13 protein-coding genes and 1 riboswitch are annotated in these 14,107 nt (G+C 68.0%); of the genes, 8 read left to right on the top strand and 5 right to left on the bottom strand.

The genetic code is table 11. The features are described from left to right. Positions 1-12: 12 nt before the first annotated feature. Complete coding sequence (locus ON37_RS11545) at positions 13-750, top strand: phosphatase PAP2 family protein (protein WP_245553161.1); 738 nt, start codon at positions 13-15, stop codon at positions 748-750. Here the strand turns inward: ON37_RS11545 and ON37_RS11550 are convergent. Further along, entirely contained in the window at positions 735-1,628 is an 894-nt protein-coding gene (locus ON37_RS11550; protein ID WP_040719027.1) for a nuclease-related domain-containing protein, read from the bottom strand. The two genes, ON37_RS11545 and ON37_RS11550, sit on opposite strands and share 16 nt — an antisense overlap. A gap of 144 nt (positions 1,629-1,772) precedes the next feature. After that, positions 1,773-3,467 (bottom strand): FAD-dependent oxidoreductase, encoded by a 1,695-nt coding sequence (locus ON37_RS11555; RefSeq protein WP_040719028.1) that lies wholly within the window; start codon positions 3,465-3,467, stop codon positions 1,773-1,775. Positions 3,468-3,724: 257 nt separating this feature from the next. Here ON37_RS11555 and ON37_RS11560 point away from each other — a divergent pair, with 257 nt between their 5' ends. The 7 genes from ON37_RS11560 to gcvP all read left to right on the top strand — a co-directional run bounded on the left by ON37_RS11560 (position 3,725) and on the right by gcvP (position 10,872). After that, positions 3,725-4,309, top strand: coding sequence for a CDP-alcohol phosphatidyltransferase family protein (locus ON37_RS11560; RefSeq protein ID WP_040719086.1), 585 nt, complete (start codon positions 3,725-3,727; stop codon positions 4,307-4,309). A 100-nt stretch (positions 4,310-4,409) separates the two neighbouring features. After that, positions 4,410-4,808 carry a glycine cleavage system protein GcvH gene (gcvH, locus tag ON37_RS11565; protein ID WP_040719029.1) on the top strand — a complete coding sequence of 133 codons (399 nt, stop codon included), beginning with the start codon at positions 4,410-4,412 and terminating at the stop codon, positions 4,806-4,808. A gap of 219 nt (positions 4,809-5,027) precedes the next feature. Further along, positions 5,028-5,498, top strand: a complete 471-nt coding sequence (odhI, locus tag ON37_RS11570; RefSeq protein ID WP_036500944.1) for an oxoglutarate dehydrogenase inhibitor Odhl — start codon at positions 5,028-5,030, stop codon at positions 5,496-5,498. Between the two features lie 54 nt (positions 5,499-5,552). Continuing rightward, the gene (gene ftsR, locus ON37_RS11575) at positions 5,553-6,326 is read left to right on the top strand and encodes a transcriptional regulator FtsR (protein WP_085997275.1); all 774 of its coding nucleotides are present in this window, start codon (positions 5,553-5,555) and stop codon (positions 6,324-6,326) included. Between the two features lie 79 nt (positions 6,327-6,405). Then, positions 6,406-6,879, top strand: a complete 474-nt coding sequence (locus ON37_RS11580) for a bifunctional nuclease family protein (protein ID WP_040719032.1) — start codon at positions 6,406-6,408, stop codon at positions 6,877-6,879. Between the two features lie 207 nt (positions 6,880-7,086). After that, complete coding sequence (locus tag ON37_RS11585) at positions 7,087-7,677, top strand: MerR family transcriptional regulator (protein ID WP_040719033.1); 591 nt, start codon at positions 7,087-7,089, stop codon at positions 7,675-7,677. Between the two features lie 120 nt (positions 7,678-7,797). Continuing rightward, a riboswitch (glycine riboswitch) is annotated at positions 7,798-7,892 on the top strand. Positions 7,893-8,058: 166 nt separating this feature from the next. Further along, positions 8,059-10,872 (top strand): aminomethyl-transferring glycine dehydrogenase, encoded by a 2,814-nt coding sequence (gene gcvP / locus ON37_RS11590; RefSeq protein WP_040719035.1) that lies wholly within the window; start codon positions 8,059-8,061, stop codon positions 10,870-10,872. A gap of 98 nt (positions 10,873-10,970) precedes the next feature. On the opposite strand, the gene ON37_RS11595 is transcribed toward gcvP, so the two are convergent. The 3 genes from ON37_RS11595 to ON37_RS11605 form a co-directional block, all read right to left on the bottom strand. Then, the gene (locus ON37_RS11595) at positions 10,971-12,584 is read right to left on the bottom strand and encodes a substrate-binding domain-containing protein (protein WP_051031482.1); all 1,614 of its coding nucleotides are present in this window, start codon (positions 12,582-12,584) and stop codon (positions 10,971-10,973) included. A gap of 186 nt (positions 12,585-12,770) precedes the next feature. Beyond that, complete coding sequence (locus ON37_RS11600) at positions 12,771-13,025, bottom strand: WhiB family transcriptional regulator (protein WP_040719036.1); 255 nt, start codon at positions 13,023-13,025, stop codon at positions 12,771-12,773. 34 nt (positions 13,026-13,059) lie between these two features. Continuing rightward, on the bottom strand, positions 13,060-13,611 hold the full coding sequence (locus ON37_RS11605; RefSeq protein WP_040719037.1) for an HNH endonuclease: 552 nt from the start codon (positions 13,609-13,611) through the stop codon (positions 13,060-13,062). Between the last annotated feature and the right edge of the window lie 496 nt (positions 13,612-14,107).

A 14,107-nucleotide genomic window follows, 5' to 3' on the forward strand; every position in this document is an offset into this window, starting at 1 on the left:
ATCGTCGAGGACGTGCATGCTCCGCCGCCGATCACCCCGCATCGACCGCAGCCTCTCGTCGTCGCCGTCGTCGTCCTGATCGGCCTGCTGACCACCGTCACGCTGCCGTTGAGTTTCCCCGCCGGCGGCGGGCCCACCGCATTCGACCGGGCGATCGGTGACCGCGTGCACGAGCGGCTCGACGCCCATCGCGGGGTCTACGACGCCCTGGTGGTGCCGAGCGACGCCTATATCGTGTTGCCGCTGTTGCTGATCGGGATCGGATACTGTCTGTGGCGGCGCGAGCGGTGGGCCGCCGTATTCCTGCTGGTCGTTCCCGAGTTGGTGGTCGCCATCAACACCTGGGTGCTGAAACCGCTGTGGGGCAGGCATTTACAGCACTATCTCGCCTACCCGAGCGGGCACACCGTCCAATTCGTCGCCATCGCAACGGGTTTGCTGCTGGTGGCCGCCGCCGGGTGGATTCGGATCGCCCTGGCGGCAGTGGCGCTCCTCGCCCTGGCGGCCGTGGCGGTGGGAATGATCGGGCTCGGCTACCACTATCCGACCGATATCGTCGGCGGTACGGCATTCGCGGCCGCCGCGGTGACGGCGGCATGGTCGGGGCTGTGCCGGCTGCGCGGTCGGACCGATGGACGCCGCGACGTCGGCGAGACGCGGCCGGCCGCCGATACCGTCGTCGATACCGGCTTCGTGCCGGGGCAGGTCGGTAAGCCGGGTGCTGCCGACGGAGATCAGGCCGGCCCGTAGGCCAGGATCAGCGAGATCACGAACCACAGCACCCAGGCGAATCCGATCAGCATGCCCAGGGCCAGCATGATGCGCAGCGCGGCCCGGCCGGGATCGATGCGGTCGGCTTCCTTCGGGTACAGATTCCACGGGCTGTACCACGGCATCGTGATCGGCAACGGGCGCGCGTACCCCTGGTCGGCGTGCGCCTGTTCCTCGAGGAAGGCCTCGGCCTGGGCCTGCTGTGGGCCGCCGTACCACAGCGTGGTGTCGACCGGCCCGCCGAATCCCTCGCCGATCAGGTCCTGCGGGGCGGGCAGATACGGCAGAATGCCGAGCCCGCGGAAGGTCAGCGCCACGTCGTTGACCGTCCACTGCGCCCGGCCCTGGGACGTCAGGTCGCGCAGGCAGGCCGCCAGCCGCCCGGGATCGTCTCCGGCCACCACCTGGAACCCCGGATCGTTCCACAGCTGCCGGATCCGGAGGTTCACGCCGTGCGGTGGCACGACCACGACCACACCGTGGACCACCCGCTGACCGAGTCCGCGTTCGGCCAGCCAGGTTTGCAGCGCATGAGTGTGTTCCCGGCTGCGGTCCAGCGGGGTGCCGCGCTCGTCGCCTTCGAAACTCACGACCTGGCCGCCGACGCGCCACGGCCCGTTCAACGGCACCTCGAGTTCACCGCTGACCCGTTCGACCATGGCCTCGGCCTCGATCACCACACAGGTGGTCGGCGTCCAGATCACGGCGTCGAACTGGTGCAGCCGATCGGCATGGAACAGGCTGCAGTTGACCGTGGCGACACCCTGCGGGTCACCCGGACCCTTCCAGGTGCGCAGCCAATCGATGAGGACCCGCTCGGCCAGAGTTCCGGCCGCGTTCTGCACTCGCACGAGCATTGGCGACCGCCCTTCCGTCGACACTCGATATCGGAAAGCATAAGGGGCACTACAGGTCCGGGGGAGGATTCGACGCGCCGATGTCGGCCTTGCGGTGCCGGCCCGGCCCGCAGACACGATATCGTCCGGGCCGGGCCGCACCGGTCAGCGGTCGGCCGGCGCCGGATCGATCGGCACGATGGGCAACCGCAGGGCGCCCGGCGCCGTCTCGGGAACGGTCGGGAAACGCGGGGCGACCGGCTGGACCCGGCGATACGGCGCGCCGAGTTCGGGCCGCGGATCGGCCTCACCCTTGTTGGGCCAGAACGCCATTGCCCGCTCGGCCTGAGCGGTGATGGTCAGCGACGGATTCACCCCGAGATTCGCGGTGACCGCGGAGCCGTCGGCGATGTGCAGCCCGGGGTGGCCGAACACTCGCTGATACGGATCGACCACACCGCTTTCGGGTCCCTCGCCGATCACGCAGCCGCCGATGTAGTGGGCGGTGGCCGGGATGTTGAACACGTCCATCACCAGGCCGTGCACGTCGCCGTCGACCTTCGCGCCGAATCGGCGGCCGATGTCGTGGGCCAGCGGGATCCAGGTCGGATTGGGTTGTCCGGTGCCCTGCCTGGTCTTGAGCTGTCCCCAGCGCCGGAACGAGGTCAGCGAATTGTCCAGCGACTGCATCACCAGCAGGATCACCGATTTCTCCGACGCGTGCCGGGCGTTGAGGCTGCGCGCGAACACCAGTGGATGCAGCACGATGGCCAGCAGGAACCGCAGGAAGCGGAAGGCACCGCCGTCGACGATGGGCACCGACATCGGGAACAGCGCATTCTGTCCCTTGCCGTAGTGGCAGACCTCGATATGGGTGTCGGGCTCGGGGTGGATCGACGAGGTGATGGCGATTCCCTCGGCGAAATCGCGCCGCTCCCGGCTGACCACGTTGAGAATCGCCTCGGAGTTGCTGCGGGTGAGTTCGCCCAGGCGCGGTGACAGATTCGGCAGCACGTTCTCGTCGCGCATCTTGTGCAGCAGCTTCTGGGTCCCCAGTGCCGCAGCCGCGAAGACGACCTGCTCGGCGGTGAAAGTCTTGCGCCCCTTGCGGATCCAGCGGTCGGACCGCTGGGTCTCGATCGCGTAGCCGCCGCCCACCATCGGCCGCACTCCGGTCACGGTGGTGAGCTCGAACACCTTCGCCCCGGCCCGCTCGGCGAGGTAGAGGTAGTTGGTGGGGGTGGTGTTCTTGGCGTTGTGCGGGCAGCCGGTGAAGCAGCGCGCACAGTGGATACAGCCGCTGCGGCGCGGGCCGGCGCCGCCGAAGTAGGGATCGTCGACCTCGACACCGGGCTGCTCCTCGTTGAAGAACACCCCGACGTTGGTGGGGTGATAGGTGTCACCGACGCCGAGATCGTCTGCGATGGAACGGATCACCTCGTCGGCGGGGGTCACGCGCGGATTCGGCGCCACCCCCAGCATGCGTTTGGCCTGGTCGTAGTACGGCGCGAGCTCGGACCGCCAATCGGCGATATGCGCCCACTGCCGGTCGGTGTAGAAGTTGGGCAGCGGTTCGTAGAGGGTGTTGCCGTAGATCAGCGAGCCGCCGCCGACACCGGCGGCCGAGAAGACCGCGCACTTGCCGAGCACGCTGATCCGCTGCGGGCCGGTGAGGCCCAGTCGTGGGGCCCAGATCGACTTGCGCACATTCCAATTCGAGCGTGGAATGGCCTCGGCCGGCCACCGGCGACCGGATTCCAGGACGGCCACCCGATAGCCCTTCTCGGTCAAGCGCAGCGCGCTGACGCTGCCCCCGAAGCCGGAGCCGATCACCACCACGTCGTAGTCGAAGTCGGGCATGTCATCCTCTCGTCACCGCACGATAATGAAACGATATCCGACTCATCGTGTCACGAACCGGACTGCGGGCGGTCGGACGCGACGGATAAACCTATCGTGCCGCCGTACCGGCCGCGGCGTGCCCGAATGGCGCAGCAGCGGGCATTCCGGTATGCACACAGGCTGTGACCACTCCATCGGCCGGCGGATCCGGCCCCGAGCACGAGGCCGCCGAGCGGGCGGCAGCCGCGAACGAGCCCGGTGCCCCGCCGGCCGAGGTGCTGTCCGACCGCATTCTCACCGTCCCCAACGTGCTGAGTGTGCTGCGGCTGACCGGTGTTCCGGTCTTGTTGTGGCTGCTGCTGGTCGAGCACGCCGACGGCTGGGCGTTCGCATTGCTGGTGGTCAGTGGCGTCACGGATTTCCTGGACGGCAAGCTCGCGCGGCTGCTCGACCAGTCCTCGCGGCTGGGGGCGCTGCTGGATCCGTTGGTCGACCGGCTGTATCTGATCGCCACCGTCGTCGGTCTACTGGTGCGCGCGATCCTGCCGTGGCCGTTCGTCGTCGTCGTGATCGGGCGGGACCTGGTGCTCAGCGCGACGCTGCCGATCTATCGCCGCCGCAACCTCGATCCCCCGGAGGTCATCTATCTCGGCAAGGCGGCCACCTTCGCGCTCATGTCGGCGCTGCCGTGGTTGCTCGCGGGGCAGATGGATTGGGCCGCCGCGGGTTTCGGGCGCGCCTTCGGTTGGGCGCTGCTGTGGTGGGGCGTCGCGGTCTATGTCTGGACGGGTCTGCTCTATCTCGGCAAGGCGTTCGCCGTCGCGCGAACCATACCCGTTGCGCCGCGAGCAACTTCGTAGCGGGTGTGCAAGGTCGCGGTGTCGGTCCGGGTGGATAGAGTTGTCCCGATGCCGGTTGGCCGATGCCCGTGAAAGGACACCCCGTGAGAGGAATCAGCCTGTGACCAACCTTCCCGAGGACCTTCGCTACACCGAGGAACACGAGTGGGTGCAGCGGATCGCGCCGGACCGTGTCCGGGTCGGTATCACCGACTACGCCCAGTCGCAGCTCGGTGATGTGGTGTTCGTGCAGCTGCCGGCGGTCGATACCGTGGTGTCGGCCGGTGAGGCGATCGCCGAGGTCGAATCGACCAAGAGCGTGTCGGAGATCTTTGCCCCGATGAACGCGAAAGTTGTTGCGGCGAACGAGAATCTCGACTCCGAGCCCGAGTCGTTGAACACCGACCCCTACGGTGAGGGCTGGATGTTCGAATTGCAGATCGATGACGCCGAGGCGCTCGACACCGCCCTCGGCGCACTGCTGGATGCCGCGGGTTACCAAGGAGTTATCGAGGGCTGAGTCAGCCTTCCCAGTTCTACCTGCACGGGTGCGCCCCAGCAGGGTACGGTCAATGCCAACAGATGTGCCGGCGGCCGGTGCCGGGAACTCTGCCGGAACTTGCCGGTGACACCTGGCAGCGCGACAGCCGGTCGCGATGGGTGGCGACGGTGAGGGCAGTGCGCTCAGTATTGGCGCCGGATACCGGTACGGATAATCGGTTCGAGGAGGAGAGCAAGGGTGAGCGAGAACAAAGACCCGGGTTACGGGGAGAGCGCGGCCGAAACGACTTCGGTATTCCGCGCTGACTTCCTCAACGAGGTCGACGCGTCGCGCTCCGGTGAGCAGACCGGCGAACAGCCGGTGCAAGGGGTCGAGGGTCTGCCCGCGGGCGCAGCCCTGCTGGTGGTCAAGCGTGGACCGAATGCCGGTTCGCGGTTCCTGTTGGATCAGCCCACCACCTCGGCGGGTCGGCACCCCGACAGCGACATCTTTCTCGACGATGTCACCGTGTCCCGTCGGCACGCGGAGTTCCGGCAGGACGAGGACACCTTCCAGGTGGTCGACGTGGGCAGCCTGAACGGCACCTACGTCAACCGGGAGCCGGTGGATTCCTCGGAGTTGCAGAACGGTGACGAGGTGCAGATCGGCAAGTTCCGGCTGGTCTTCCTGACCGGACCGCGGCCGCAGGTCAACGAGCCGAGCGCATAGCGGGCCGAGGCGGATCCACTGATGACTGGCGCAGCGCAATGGACACGCGGAGGAATGTCGATCGGCTCCGTGCTGGACCTGCTGCGTCCGGATTTTCCGGACATCACCATTTCCAAGATCCGCTTCCTCGAATCGGAGGGGCTGATCCGACCGGAGCGCACGCCTTCGGGATATCGCAGATTCTCGGTCGCCGATGTCGAGCGGTTGAAGTTCGTGCTGACCGCGCAGCGGGATCAGTATCTGCCGCTGAAGGTGATCAAGGAGCAGCTCGAAGCGATCGACCGCGGCGCCGCGACCCTGGGTGTGCGTGAAGCACGCGCCCGGGCCGACGGCGCCGGTGGGGACGGCTCGGGGCGTGCGTCCGAGTCCGCCCGCACCCTGGGCACACCTGCCGCGCCGCGCCGGTTGGGCGTGGTACCCGGTGAGGTGTCTCCGGATGAGCTGCGGCTCGACCACGAAATCCGCGTCACGCGTGCCGATCTGCTCGAGCAGGCCGGAATAGATGAGAAATTTCTCACCGAATTGATCCGCGCCGGGCTCATCACCCCCGGCGCGGCCGGGTTTTTCGACGCCGAGGCCGTGACCCTGGCTCGTACCGCGAAGGCGATGAGCGAATTCGGTTTGGAGGCACGGCATCTGCGGGCGTTCAAGCTGGCCGCGGACCGGGAGGCCGCCATGGTCGCCCAGATCGCGGCGCCGATCGCCAAGAGTCGCGATGCCGATGCCCGGGCCCGCGCCGAGGAGACGGTGCGCGAGTTGGCGGCGTTGTCGCTGACGTTGCATACCAGCTTGGTGAAGACGTCGGTGCGCGCGTCCCTCGGCGGCTGAATTCTTCGCCTAGACTCGGTGATACGGCCTGCCCAGCAGGGCTCGTGCGGGCGGCCGGCGAGTATGGGAGGCCAGTGCGATGAGTGAAATGCGTGTGATCGGCATCCGGGTCGAGCAGCCCCAGAACCAACCCGTGTTGCTGCTGCGTGAAGAGTCGGGCGACCGTTATCTGCCCATTTGGATCGGTCAGGCCGAGGCGACCGCCATCGTGCTCGAGCAGGAGGGGGTCACCCCGATCCGGCCCCTGACCCACGACCTGATCAAGATCCTGATCCACGATCTCGGCCACACCTTGAAGGAGGTCCGGATCGTGGATCTGCAAGAAGGAACCTTCTACGCCGATCTCGTCTTCGACAACGACGTGCGGATCTCCGCGCGGCCCTCGGATTCGGTTGCCATCGCATTGCGGGTCGGTTGCCCGATCTACGCGGAGGAGCCGGTGCTCGAGGAGGCCGGGCTGGTGATGCCGGACGAGCGCGAGGACGAGGTGGAGAAGTTCAAGGAGTTCCTGGAATCGGTGTCCCCGGACGACTTCAAGGCCACCGACAGCTGAGTCGCACGCGACGTCGGCCGGCCGGATCGTCGGCGACCGCGTGCGGCGGTGCGACGATCCCGGATTGTGCTCTATACCTCAGCTAGAGGGTGAGAAACACGCCGCACGCGGAGTTTGGCTCCATGCCCGTGCTGCCGAGACAATCGACGGAGTAGCCTCGACAGTTAGGCCGTTGTTCTTCTTCGGCGATGCAGTGAGGGAGTAGCAGTGGGAGACCGACCGCAGCAACCAGCACCCGATCCGCGGCCCACCGCGGTCGTGCAGCCTGGGCTGTTCCCTGACGACACGGTGCCCGACGAGTTGGTCGGTTACCGCGTTCCGAGTGCATGCCAGGTCGCCGGGATCACGTATCGGCAGCTCGACTACTGGGCCCGCACCGGGCTCGTCGTCCCCTCGATTCGCAGCGCCACCGGTTCCGGCAGTCAGCGCCTGTACTCGTTCAAGGACATCCTGGTCCTCAAGATCGTCAAGCGACTGCTCGATGCCGGGATCTCCCTGCAGAACATCCGCATCGCCGTCGACCACCTGCGCAGCCGCGGGGTCGAGGATCTGGCCGGGATCACCCTGTTCTCCGACGGCACGACCGTCTACGAGTGCTCCTCGCCGGAAGAGGTCGTCGATTTACTGCAGGGCGGTCAGGGCGTCTTCGGCATCGCCGTCAGCGGGGCGATGCGGGAACTGACCGGGGCGATCGCCAACTTCCCCGCCGAGCGTGCGGAAAGCCACGCCGCCAGCGAGCGGCCCGAGGACGAATTGGCCTACCGGCGCAAGGCGCGCGAGAACCGCAAGACCGGGTAGGGCTCGGCGGGGCCGCGGCGCCGCCGACCCCGGGTCCGGTGGATGTGACGGAGCCGACTGGTCGTCGAACCGGGCCGGAAACATATCGTTCATCCGGAGCCGCTTAAACTGTGGGTGCGTCGCCGCCGTGCGGGAGAGTTCCGGGTCCGTCCCGGGCGCCGAAGGAGCAGCACCTCCCCGTCAATCTCTCAGGCATCAGGGACCGTACGGAGTTCGACGCCTCTGGAAAGCGGTGTCCGCACACAATGCGGGCTACCCGCCCATGGGGAAAGGGTCGCATCGCGGACCCGAATCTCTCAGGCGCCACGACAGAGGGGGAGGGCCGACAGTCGTCGACGTGGCAGTGCTGCCCGGTCGACTCGCCCGAGCCTTGGAGCTGCCGTGACCCGTAGTTTCGCCGACCGCCACATCGGACCCGACCCCACCGAGCTCGATCGGATGCTCGACGCCGTCGGCGTCGGCTCGATGGACGAACTGACGCGTCGCGCCGTACCCGCGACCATCCTCGACGCCGCCGACGACACCGGCCTGGACGCGCTGCCGCCCGCCGTGTCCGAACACGAGGCACTCACCGAACTCGCGGCCCTCGCGCACTCGAACACCGTGGCCACCTCCATGATCGGCCTCGGCTACTACGACACCCTGACGCCGCCGGTGCTGGTCCGCAATCTGCTGGAGAACCCGGCCTGGTACACCGCCTACACGCCGTATCAACCCGAGATCAGCCAGGGGCGTCTCGAAGCCCTGCTCAACTTCCAGACCATGGTCGCGGATCTGACCGGGATGGAGGTCGCCAACGCCTCCATGCTGGACGAGGCGACCGCCGCGGCGGAGGCGATGACGCTGCTGCAGCGGGCCAATCGGAAGAGCACCTCGCAGCGACTGCTGATCGATGCCGACCTCTTCCCGCAGACCCGAACCGTCCTGGCCACCCGCGTCGAACCGCTGGGCATCACCCTGGTCGAGGCCGATCTGAGCACGGGTGAGCTGCCCGACGGCGACTTCTTCGGTGTCGTGCTCCAGACCCCGGGAGCCTCCGGCCGGATCCTGGAGCCGACGGGGTTGATCGCCGCCGCCCACGACCGCGGCGCGCTGGTCGCGGTGGGCGCCGATCTGCTGGCGCTGACGCTGATCACACCGCCCGGCGAGCAGGGAGCCGACGTCTGTTTCGGTACCACGCAGCGTTTCGGTGTCCCGCTCGGCTTCGGCGGACCGCATGCCGGCTATCTCGCGGTCCGCACCGCGCATGCCCGGCAGCTGCCCGGCCGGCTGGTGGGCGTCTCGGTGGACGCCGACGGAAATCGGGCCTATCGGCTCGCCCTGCAGACGCGCGAACAGCACATCCGGCGGGAGAAGGCGACCTCCAACATCTGCACCGCGCAGGTTCTGCTCGCCATCGTCGCCGCCATGTATGCCTCCTACCACGGCGCGGACGGATTGCGCGCGATCGCGCGGCGCGTCCATCGCCACGCCGAACGGCTGGCCGCCGGACTCGGTGACGCTGTCGTGCACGAGCGCTTCTTCGATACCGTCCTGGTCGCGGTGCCCGGCGGCGCCGAAGCGGTGGTCGGCAAGGCCAAGGGGCGCGGCATCAATCTGCGCCTGGTCGATGCCGATCACGTGGCGGTGGCCTGTGACGAGGCGACCACCGACGCGCAGGTCGCGGTCGTGCTGGAGTGCTTCGGCGCCGACGCCGCACCGGAGGTGAGCGAGCGGCCGTCGATCGAGACCCGGACCTCGTCCTATCTGACCCATCCGGCCTTCACCCGCTACCGCACCGAAACCGCGATGCTGCGGTACCTGCGGCAGCTGTCGGACAAGGATATCGCCTTGGACCGCAGCATGATTCCGCTCGGCTCCTGCACCATGAAGCTCAACGCCACCGCCGAGATGGAACCCATCACCTGGCCCGGCTTCGCCCGGCTGCATCCCTACGCGCCGGTGGAGGATGTGCCCGGCATGCTGCGGGTGATCGAGGATCTGGAGAACTGGTTGGCGGCCGTCACCGGATACGACCGGGTGAGCCTGCAGCCGAACGCCGGCAGCCAGGGCGAATACGCCGGCCTGCTGGCGATCCGCCGCTACCATCTGGATCGCGGCGACACCCACCGTGACACCTGCCTGATCCCGTCGAGCGCGCACGGCACCAACGCGGCCTCCGCGGCGATGGCGGGCCTGCGGGTGGAGGTCGTGAAGTGCCGCGACAACGGTGACGTCGACCTGGACGACCTGCGGGCGAAGATCGCCGATCACGCCGACCGGCTGGCCTGCATCATGATCACCTACCCGTCCACCCACGGGGTGTACGAGCACGAGGTGGCCGAACTGTGCGCGTTGGTCCACGACGCCGGTGGTCAGGTGTACGTCGACGGCGCCAACCTGAATGCCCTGGTGGGACTTGCCCGGCCGGGGCGGTTCGGCGGCGACGTCTCGCATCTGAACCTGCACAAGACGTTCTGCATCCCGCACGGCGGCGGCGGTCCCGGCGTGGGACCGGTGGCGGTGCGCGAGCATCTGGCGCCGTATCTGCCGGGTGATCCGCTGCAGCGGGATTCACACGCGGTGTCGGCGGCGCGCTACGGTTCGGCGTCGATTCTGCCGATCACCTGGGCCTACATCCGGATGATGGGCGCCGACGGGCTGCGGCGGGCGACGACGACCGCCATCGCCTCCGCCAATTACCTTGCGCGGCGGTTGAATCCGCATTTCCCGGTGCTGTACACCGGAGACAACGGCATGGTGGCGCACGAGTGCATTCTGGATCTGCGCGAGATCACCAAGCGGACCGGCGTCACGGTCGACGATGTGGCCAAACGCTTGGCGGACTACGGATTCCACGCTCCGACGATGAGTTTCCCGGTCGCCGGCACGCTGATGGTCGAGCCCACCGAGAGTGAAAACCTCGACGAACTGGATGCTTTCGCCGATGCGATGATCGCGATCAAGGGCGAGATCGACGAGGTGGCCGCCGGTACCTGGCCGGTGGAGCAGAGCCCGCTGCGCGGCGCGCCGCACACCGCCGCCGCGCTGGTGGGTGAATGGACCTACCCGTACAGCCGGGAAACCGCGGTGTACCCGATGGGTCTGCATTCGGCTCGGGCGAAGGTGTGGCCCGCCGTACGGCGGATCGACGGCGCCTTCGGCGACCGCAACCTGGTCTGCTCCTGCCCGCCCCTGGACGCCTACACCGACTGACCGGAAAGTGAGCGCCCGGGCAGGTTCACTCCGAAGGGTGAGCGCCCGGGCGATGCGGCCCGAACCCTTGTGCCGCAACCGGATTCCGCTCGCGTGTCCTATGTGGTGGTCAGCGCGTGGTTGACGGCGGTGCCGAAGGACATGTCGTCGGAGGTGGCGACCTTGGTGTAGGTGCCCCCGGTCTTCTGTGCGAGGTTCTGCAGGGTCGGGGCGCCCTGGCCGCCCACCACGATGACGTCGACGCGTACCGGGTGGGCGGCGTCGGTCGCCCCGGTGATATCGGCGAGGAGTTGATCGCCCGTCACCGACGAGCTGTCGTTGGGGCCGCCGGTGATCAGCAGGACCGAGTTCGTCTTACCGGTGGCGTAGTTCTCGACCGCACTGCGGTAGGCGGCCTCCAGCGCCGGATAGGTGCGGTCGGTGCTGGAGCCCGCGAGCGCCACATTGCCCAGGGCCGTGGACAATTCGCGGCGGTGCTGCGGGCTCAGCGGCGCGGTGCGCGCGATCATCCGATACGGATTGCCGTCGGCGAGCTGGTTGGCGTAGATCCAGGCGCCCGCGCCGAAGTCGGGCGGCATGGTGTCCAGTGTCGACTGCACCGCGGCCAGCGTGTTGTTCAGCCGCGACATCGACCCGTCGGTGCTCGCCATCGACGCCGAGGTATCGATCAGGATGGTCGATTGCACGCCCAGGACCGGGTTGGCCAGGACGGACTGCACCTGGTCGAGTACCGATTTCGCCGGGGGCGCAACGGGTGTCGCGGCCGGGGCTTCGAAGCCGTTGTCGGTGAACAACTTCTGCTGCGCGGGGGCGCGGAGGTAATCGGCGAACAGCCCCGCGACGAGGTTCTGGGTCTTGTCGACCCAGCTGCCGGTGAGCAGCGCGGCCGGATAATCGTCGACCGGCGCGGCACCGGTGGGCCGGAGCTGGGCCAGGTGCGGGTAGGCCTTGGCTTGCTGCTCGGTAACTGCCACGGCATGGATGGGGCCGTCAGCGGTCTGCCCGCGCTGCGCGACAGCGGCCAGCGCCGCGGCGGTGTCGGCGGCTTCCGGCGCTTCGGCGGCCAATCCGGAGATGGCGGCGACGACCTGACCGGAGCGGGCGCTGTCCTCGGTCAGCGGGTCGGAGCCGGAGACGGCCGAGCCGACCGCCACCGCCGCGGCCAGGGAGGTATCCCCGGGCGGTAGCGCCATGCGCAGCCCGTTCCAGCTGCCGAGCCCCAGGTCGGCGAGCGATCCGCGCTGCAGGCGGGGAAGATCGGACCAGCTGGGTTTCGCCTTGTCCAAGGCCTGGCCGAGTTGTTCGGGGACCGCCACCACGATCGGACTCGACGCGACCGAGGCCGGTGTGCCTTGGACGAGCCCCGGTACGCGCATGCGCTCCACCGCCCGCGAGGAACTCGGAATCCACAATCCCGGCTGCGGACCGAGCTTGGCATCCCAGTTCGGGGCGGTGAGCGCGGCCACCATCGCGGCCGTCGGCTGCACGGTCACCGCGACCTTGGCACAGTGATCGCGGACCTGCGGCACGGTGGCGTTGTAGCGATCCGCGGCGGCGCGCACCGGCCCGGCGATCTCCGGATCGACGGTGACGGCCAGGGTGACCGGGCCCTCGATGCACTGGCCTGCCGCAGTGCGGTTCTCCGACGCCGAGCGATTGCCCAGCCAGATCCACAGACCGACGGCCGCGACCAGCAGCACGACTGCCACCACGGTAATAACCAAACCTTTGCTGACGCCCCGTGATCCGCCCGCGCTGCGATGTGTGCCCACGATTTTCCAGTGTATGGTCACCCGAAAACCGGCGCTCGACCAGGACCTACCGCGACCGGGAGCGGTGGCCCGATCACCGAACCGGTGTGCCCGCGGGTGGTCCCGCCGGCACGCCGGTTCGGTGTGTCAGTCGCGGATCAGCTTGCCGCGATCGAATTCGTGACCGCCCCACACACCGGACTGGCCGGTGGCGGCCGCGAATTCCGCGCACTGGCGGCGAATCGGGCAGCCGCCGCAGATCCCGCGTGCGTAATCGAAGTCCTGCGACGGGTACGGGAACCACGCATCGTGGTTCGGATCGCCCTTGCAGGCGGCCTGTTCCCAGCTCTGCGTATCCGAGACCGGGAGCAGATCCACCAGGGTGAGTGCTGTCGTTGTCATTTCGGACCCCTCCTTTCTCGGGAGATATAGGTGTTCACTGTGTGGTGTCGGCGGCGGCGAGGTGCTTCCAGATCTGCCGTTGCCGCCGTTGCAGATCGGTGGGCGCCTTGGGTTCCCAGAGCAGCCGCATCCCGGCCTCGTCCGGGGTGCGGTCGGCCTTGCGGGTGTTGCACGGTCCGCACGCCGCGATCAGGTTGTTCCAGGTGTTGGGGCCCCCTCGGCTGCGCGGTCGAATGTGGTCGACGGTTCCCGCCCAGCCGGCGCAGTAGCCGCACCGGTGGTTGTCGCGCCGCAAGACGCCCGCCAGGGTGGCCCGGCTCTCGTCGTGCACGAGCACGCGGTGCTCGAGGTAGACGTAGTGCAGCAACCGAATCGTCTGCGGCAGTGCGATTTCCAGATGCTTGGAGCGAATCGGAAACCGCGGCCGGCGCTCGGCCACCGTCTCGGCGGCCCCGCTGATCACGAGCACCACCGCACGATCGGCGCCGATATCGGTCAGCGCCTCGTAGGAGGCGTTGAGGACCAGCACCGGGGTGTGTATCCAGTTGTCGGGAGTGAGCTGTCTTTCGGCACGACGGAACGGCATGGGGCCACCATGTTTCGGAGAGAGCGAACGAGAAGAGAGTGGAGCGGCCGATCAGGCCTGCAGAGCGAGGCGGCCGGTTTCCCGGTCGGATCGCCGCAGACGCTGGTGCGACAACTCGATGCCGGACGAAAGTCGCTGTCGGACAGGACTGTTCATCTCGTCGCGCATATTCTTCGGATACATCGGCCACCTCCTCCTTCCCGGAACTCGTCGGACGGCGCCGCACGGGTGGCGGTGCCGGTTGATCATCGTTGTCATGGTGACACAGCGTTACCGCCGTTGTCGGGTCATTTTTCACGCGATCGCCGGGGTGAGCGGCCGGTGATCCCCCCACGTCGAGTTCTACAACGTGGTGTCCGGGAGGTTTGTTCCGATACGGCCGGAACCGGAGTGTGACGGCCGATACGCCGCGCGGCCGAGGAGCCGTCGGGTGTCGGTTCTCCGCTCGACCGGGTCAGCGGGATCGACGATTCTCCCCAGTGCTGGGCAACAATGA

This window comes from Nocardia veterana NBRC 100344 (genome assembly GCF_000308855.1).
GTDB classification, from domain to species: Bacteria; Actinomycetota; Actinomycetes; order Mycobacteriales; family Mycobacteriaceae; genus Nocardia; species Nocardia veterana.

Bases quoted from the DNA above. Each gene is read 5' to 3' on its own strand.
- ON37_RS11550 (WP_040719027.1), bottom strand. From the start codon at position 1,628: ATGCTCGTGCGAGTGCAGAACGCGGCCGGAACTCTGGCCGAGCGGGTC.
- ON37_RS11555 (WP_040719028.1), bottom strand. From the start codon at position 3,467: ATGCCCGACTTCGACTACGACGTGGTGGTGATCGGCTCCGGCTTCGGG.
- ftsR (WP_085997275.1), top strand. From the start codon at position 5,553: ATGTCGATCGGCTCCGTGCTGGACCTGCTGCGTCCGGATTTTCCGGAC.
- ON37_RS11580 (WP_040719032.1), top strand. From the start codon at position 6,406: ATGAGTGAAATGCGTGTGATCGGCATCCGGGTCGAGCAGCCCCAGAAC.
- ON37_RS11600 (WP_040719036.1), bottom strand. From the start codon at position 13,025: ATGACAACGACAGCACTCACCCTGGTGGATCTGCTCCCGGTCTCGGAT.
- ON37_RS11605 (WP_040719037.1), bottom strand. From the start codon at position 13,611: ATGCCGTTCCGTCGTGCCGAAAGACAGCTCACTCCCGACAACTGGATA.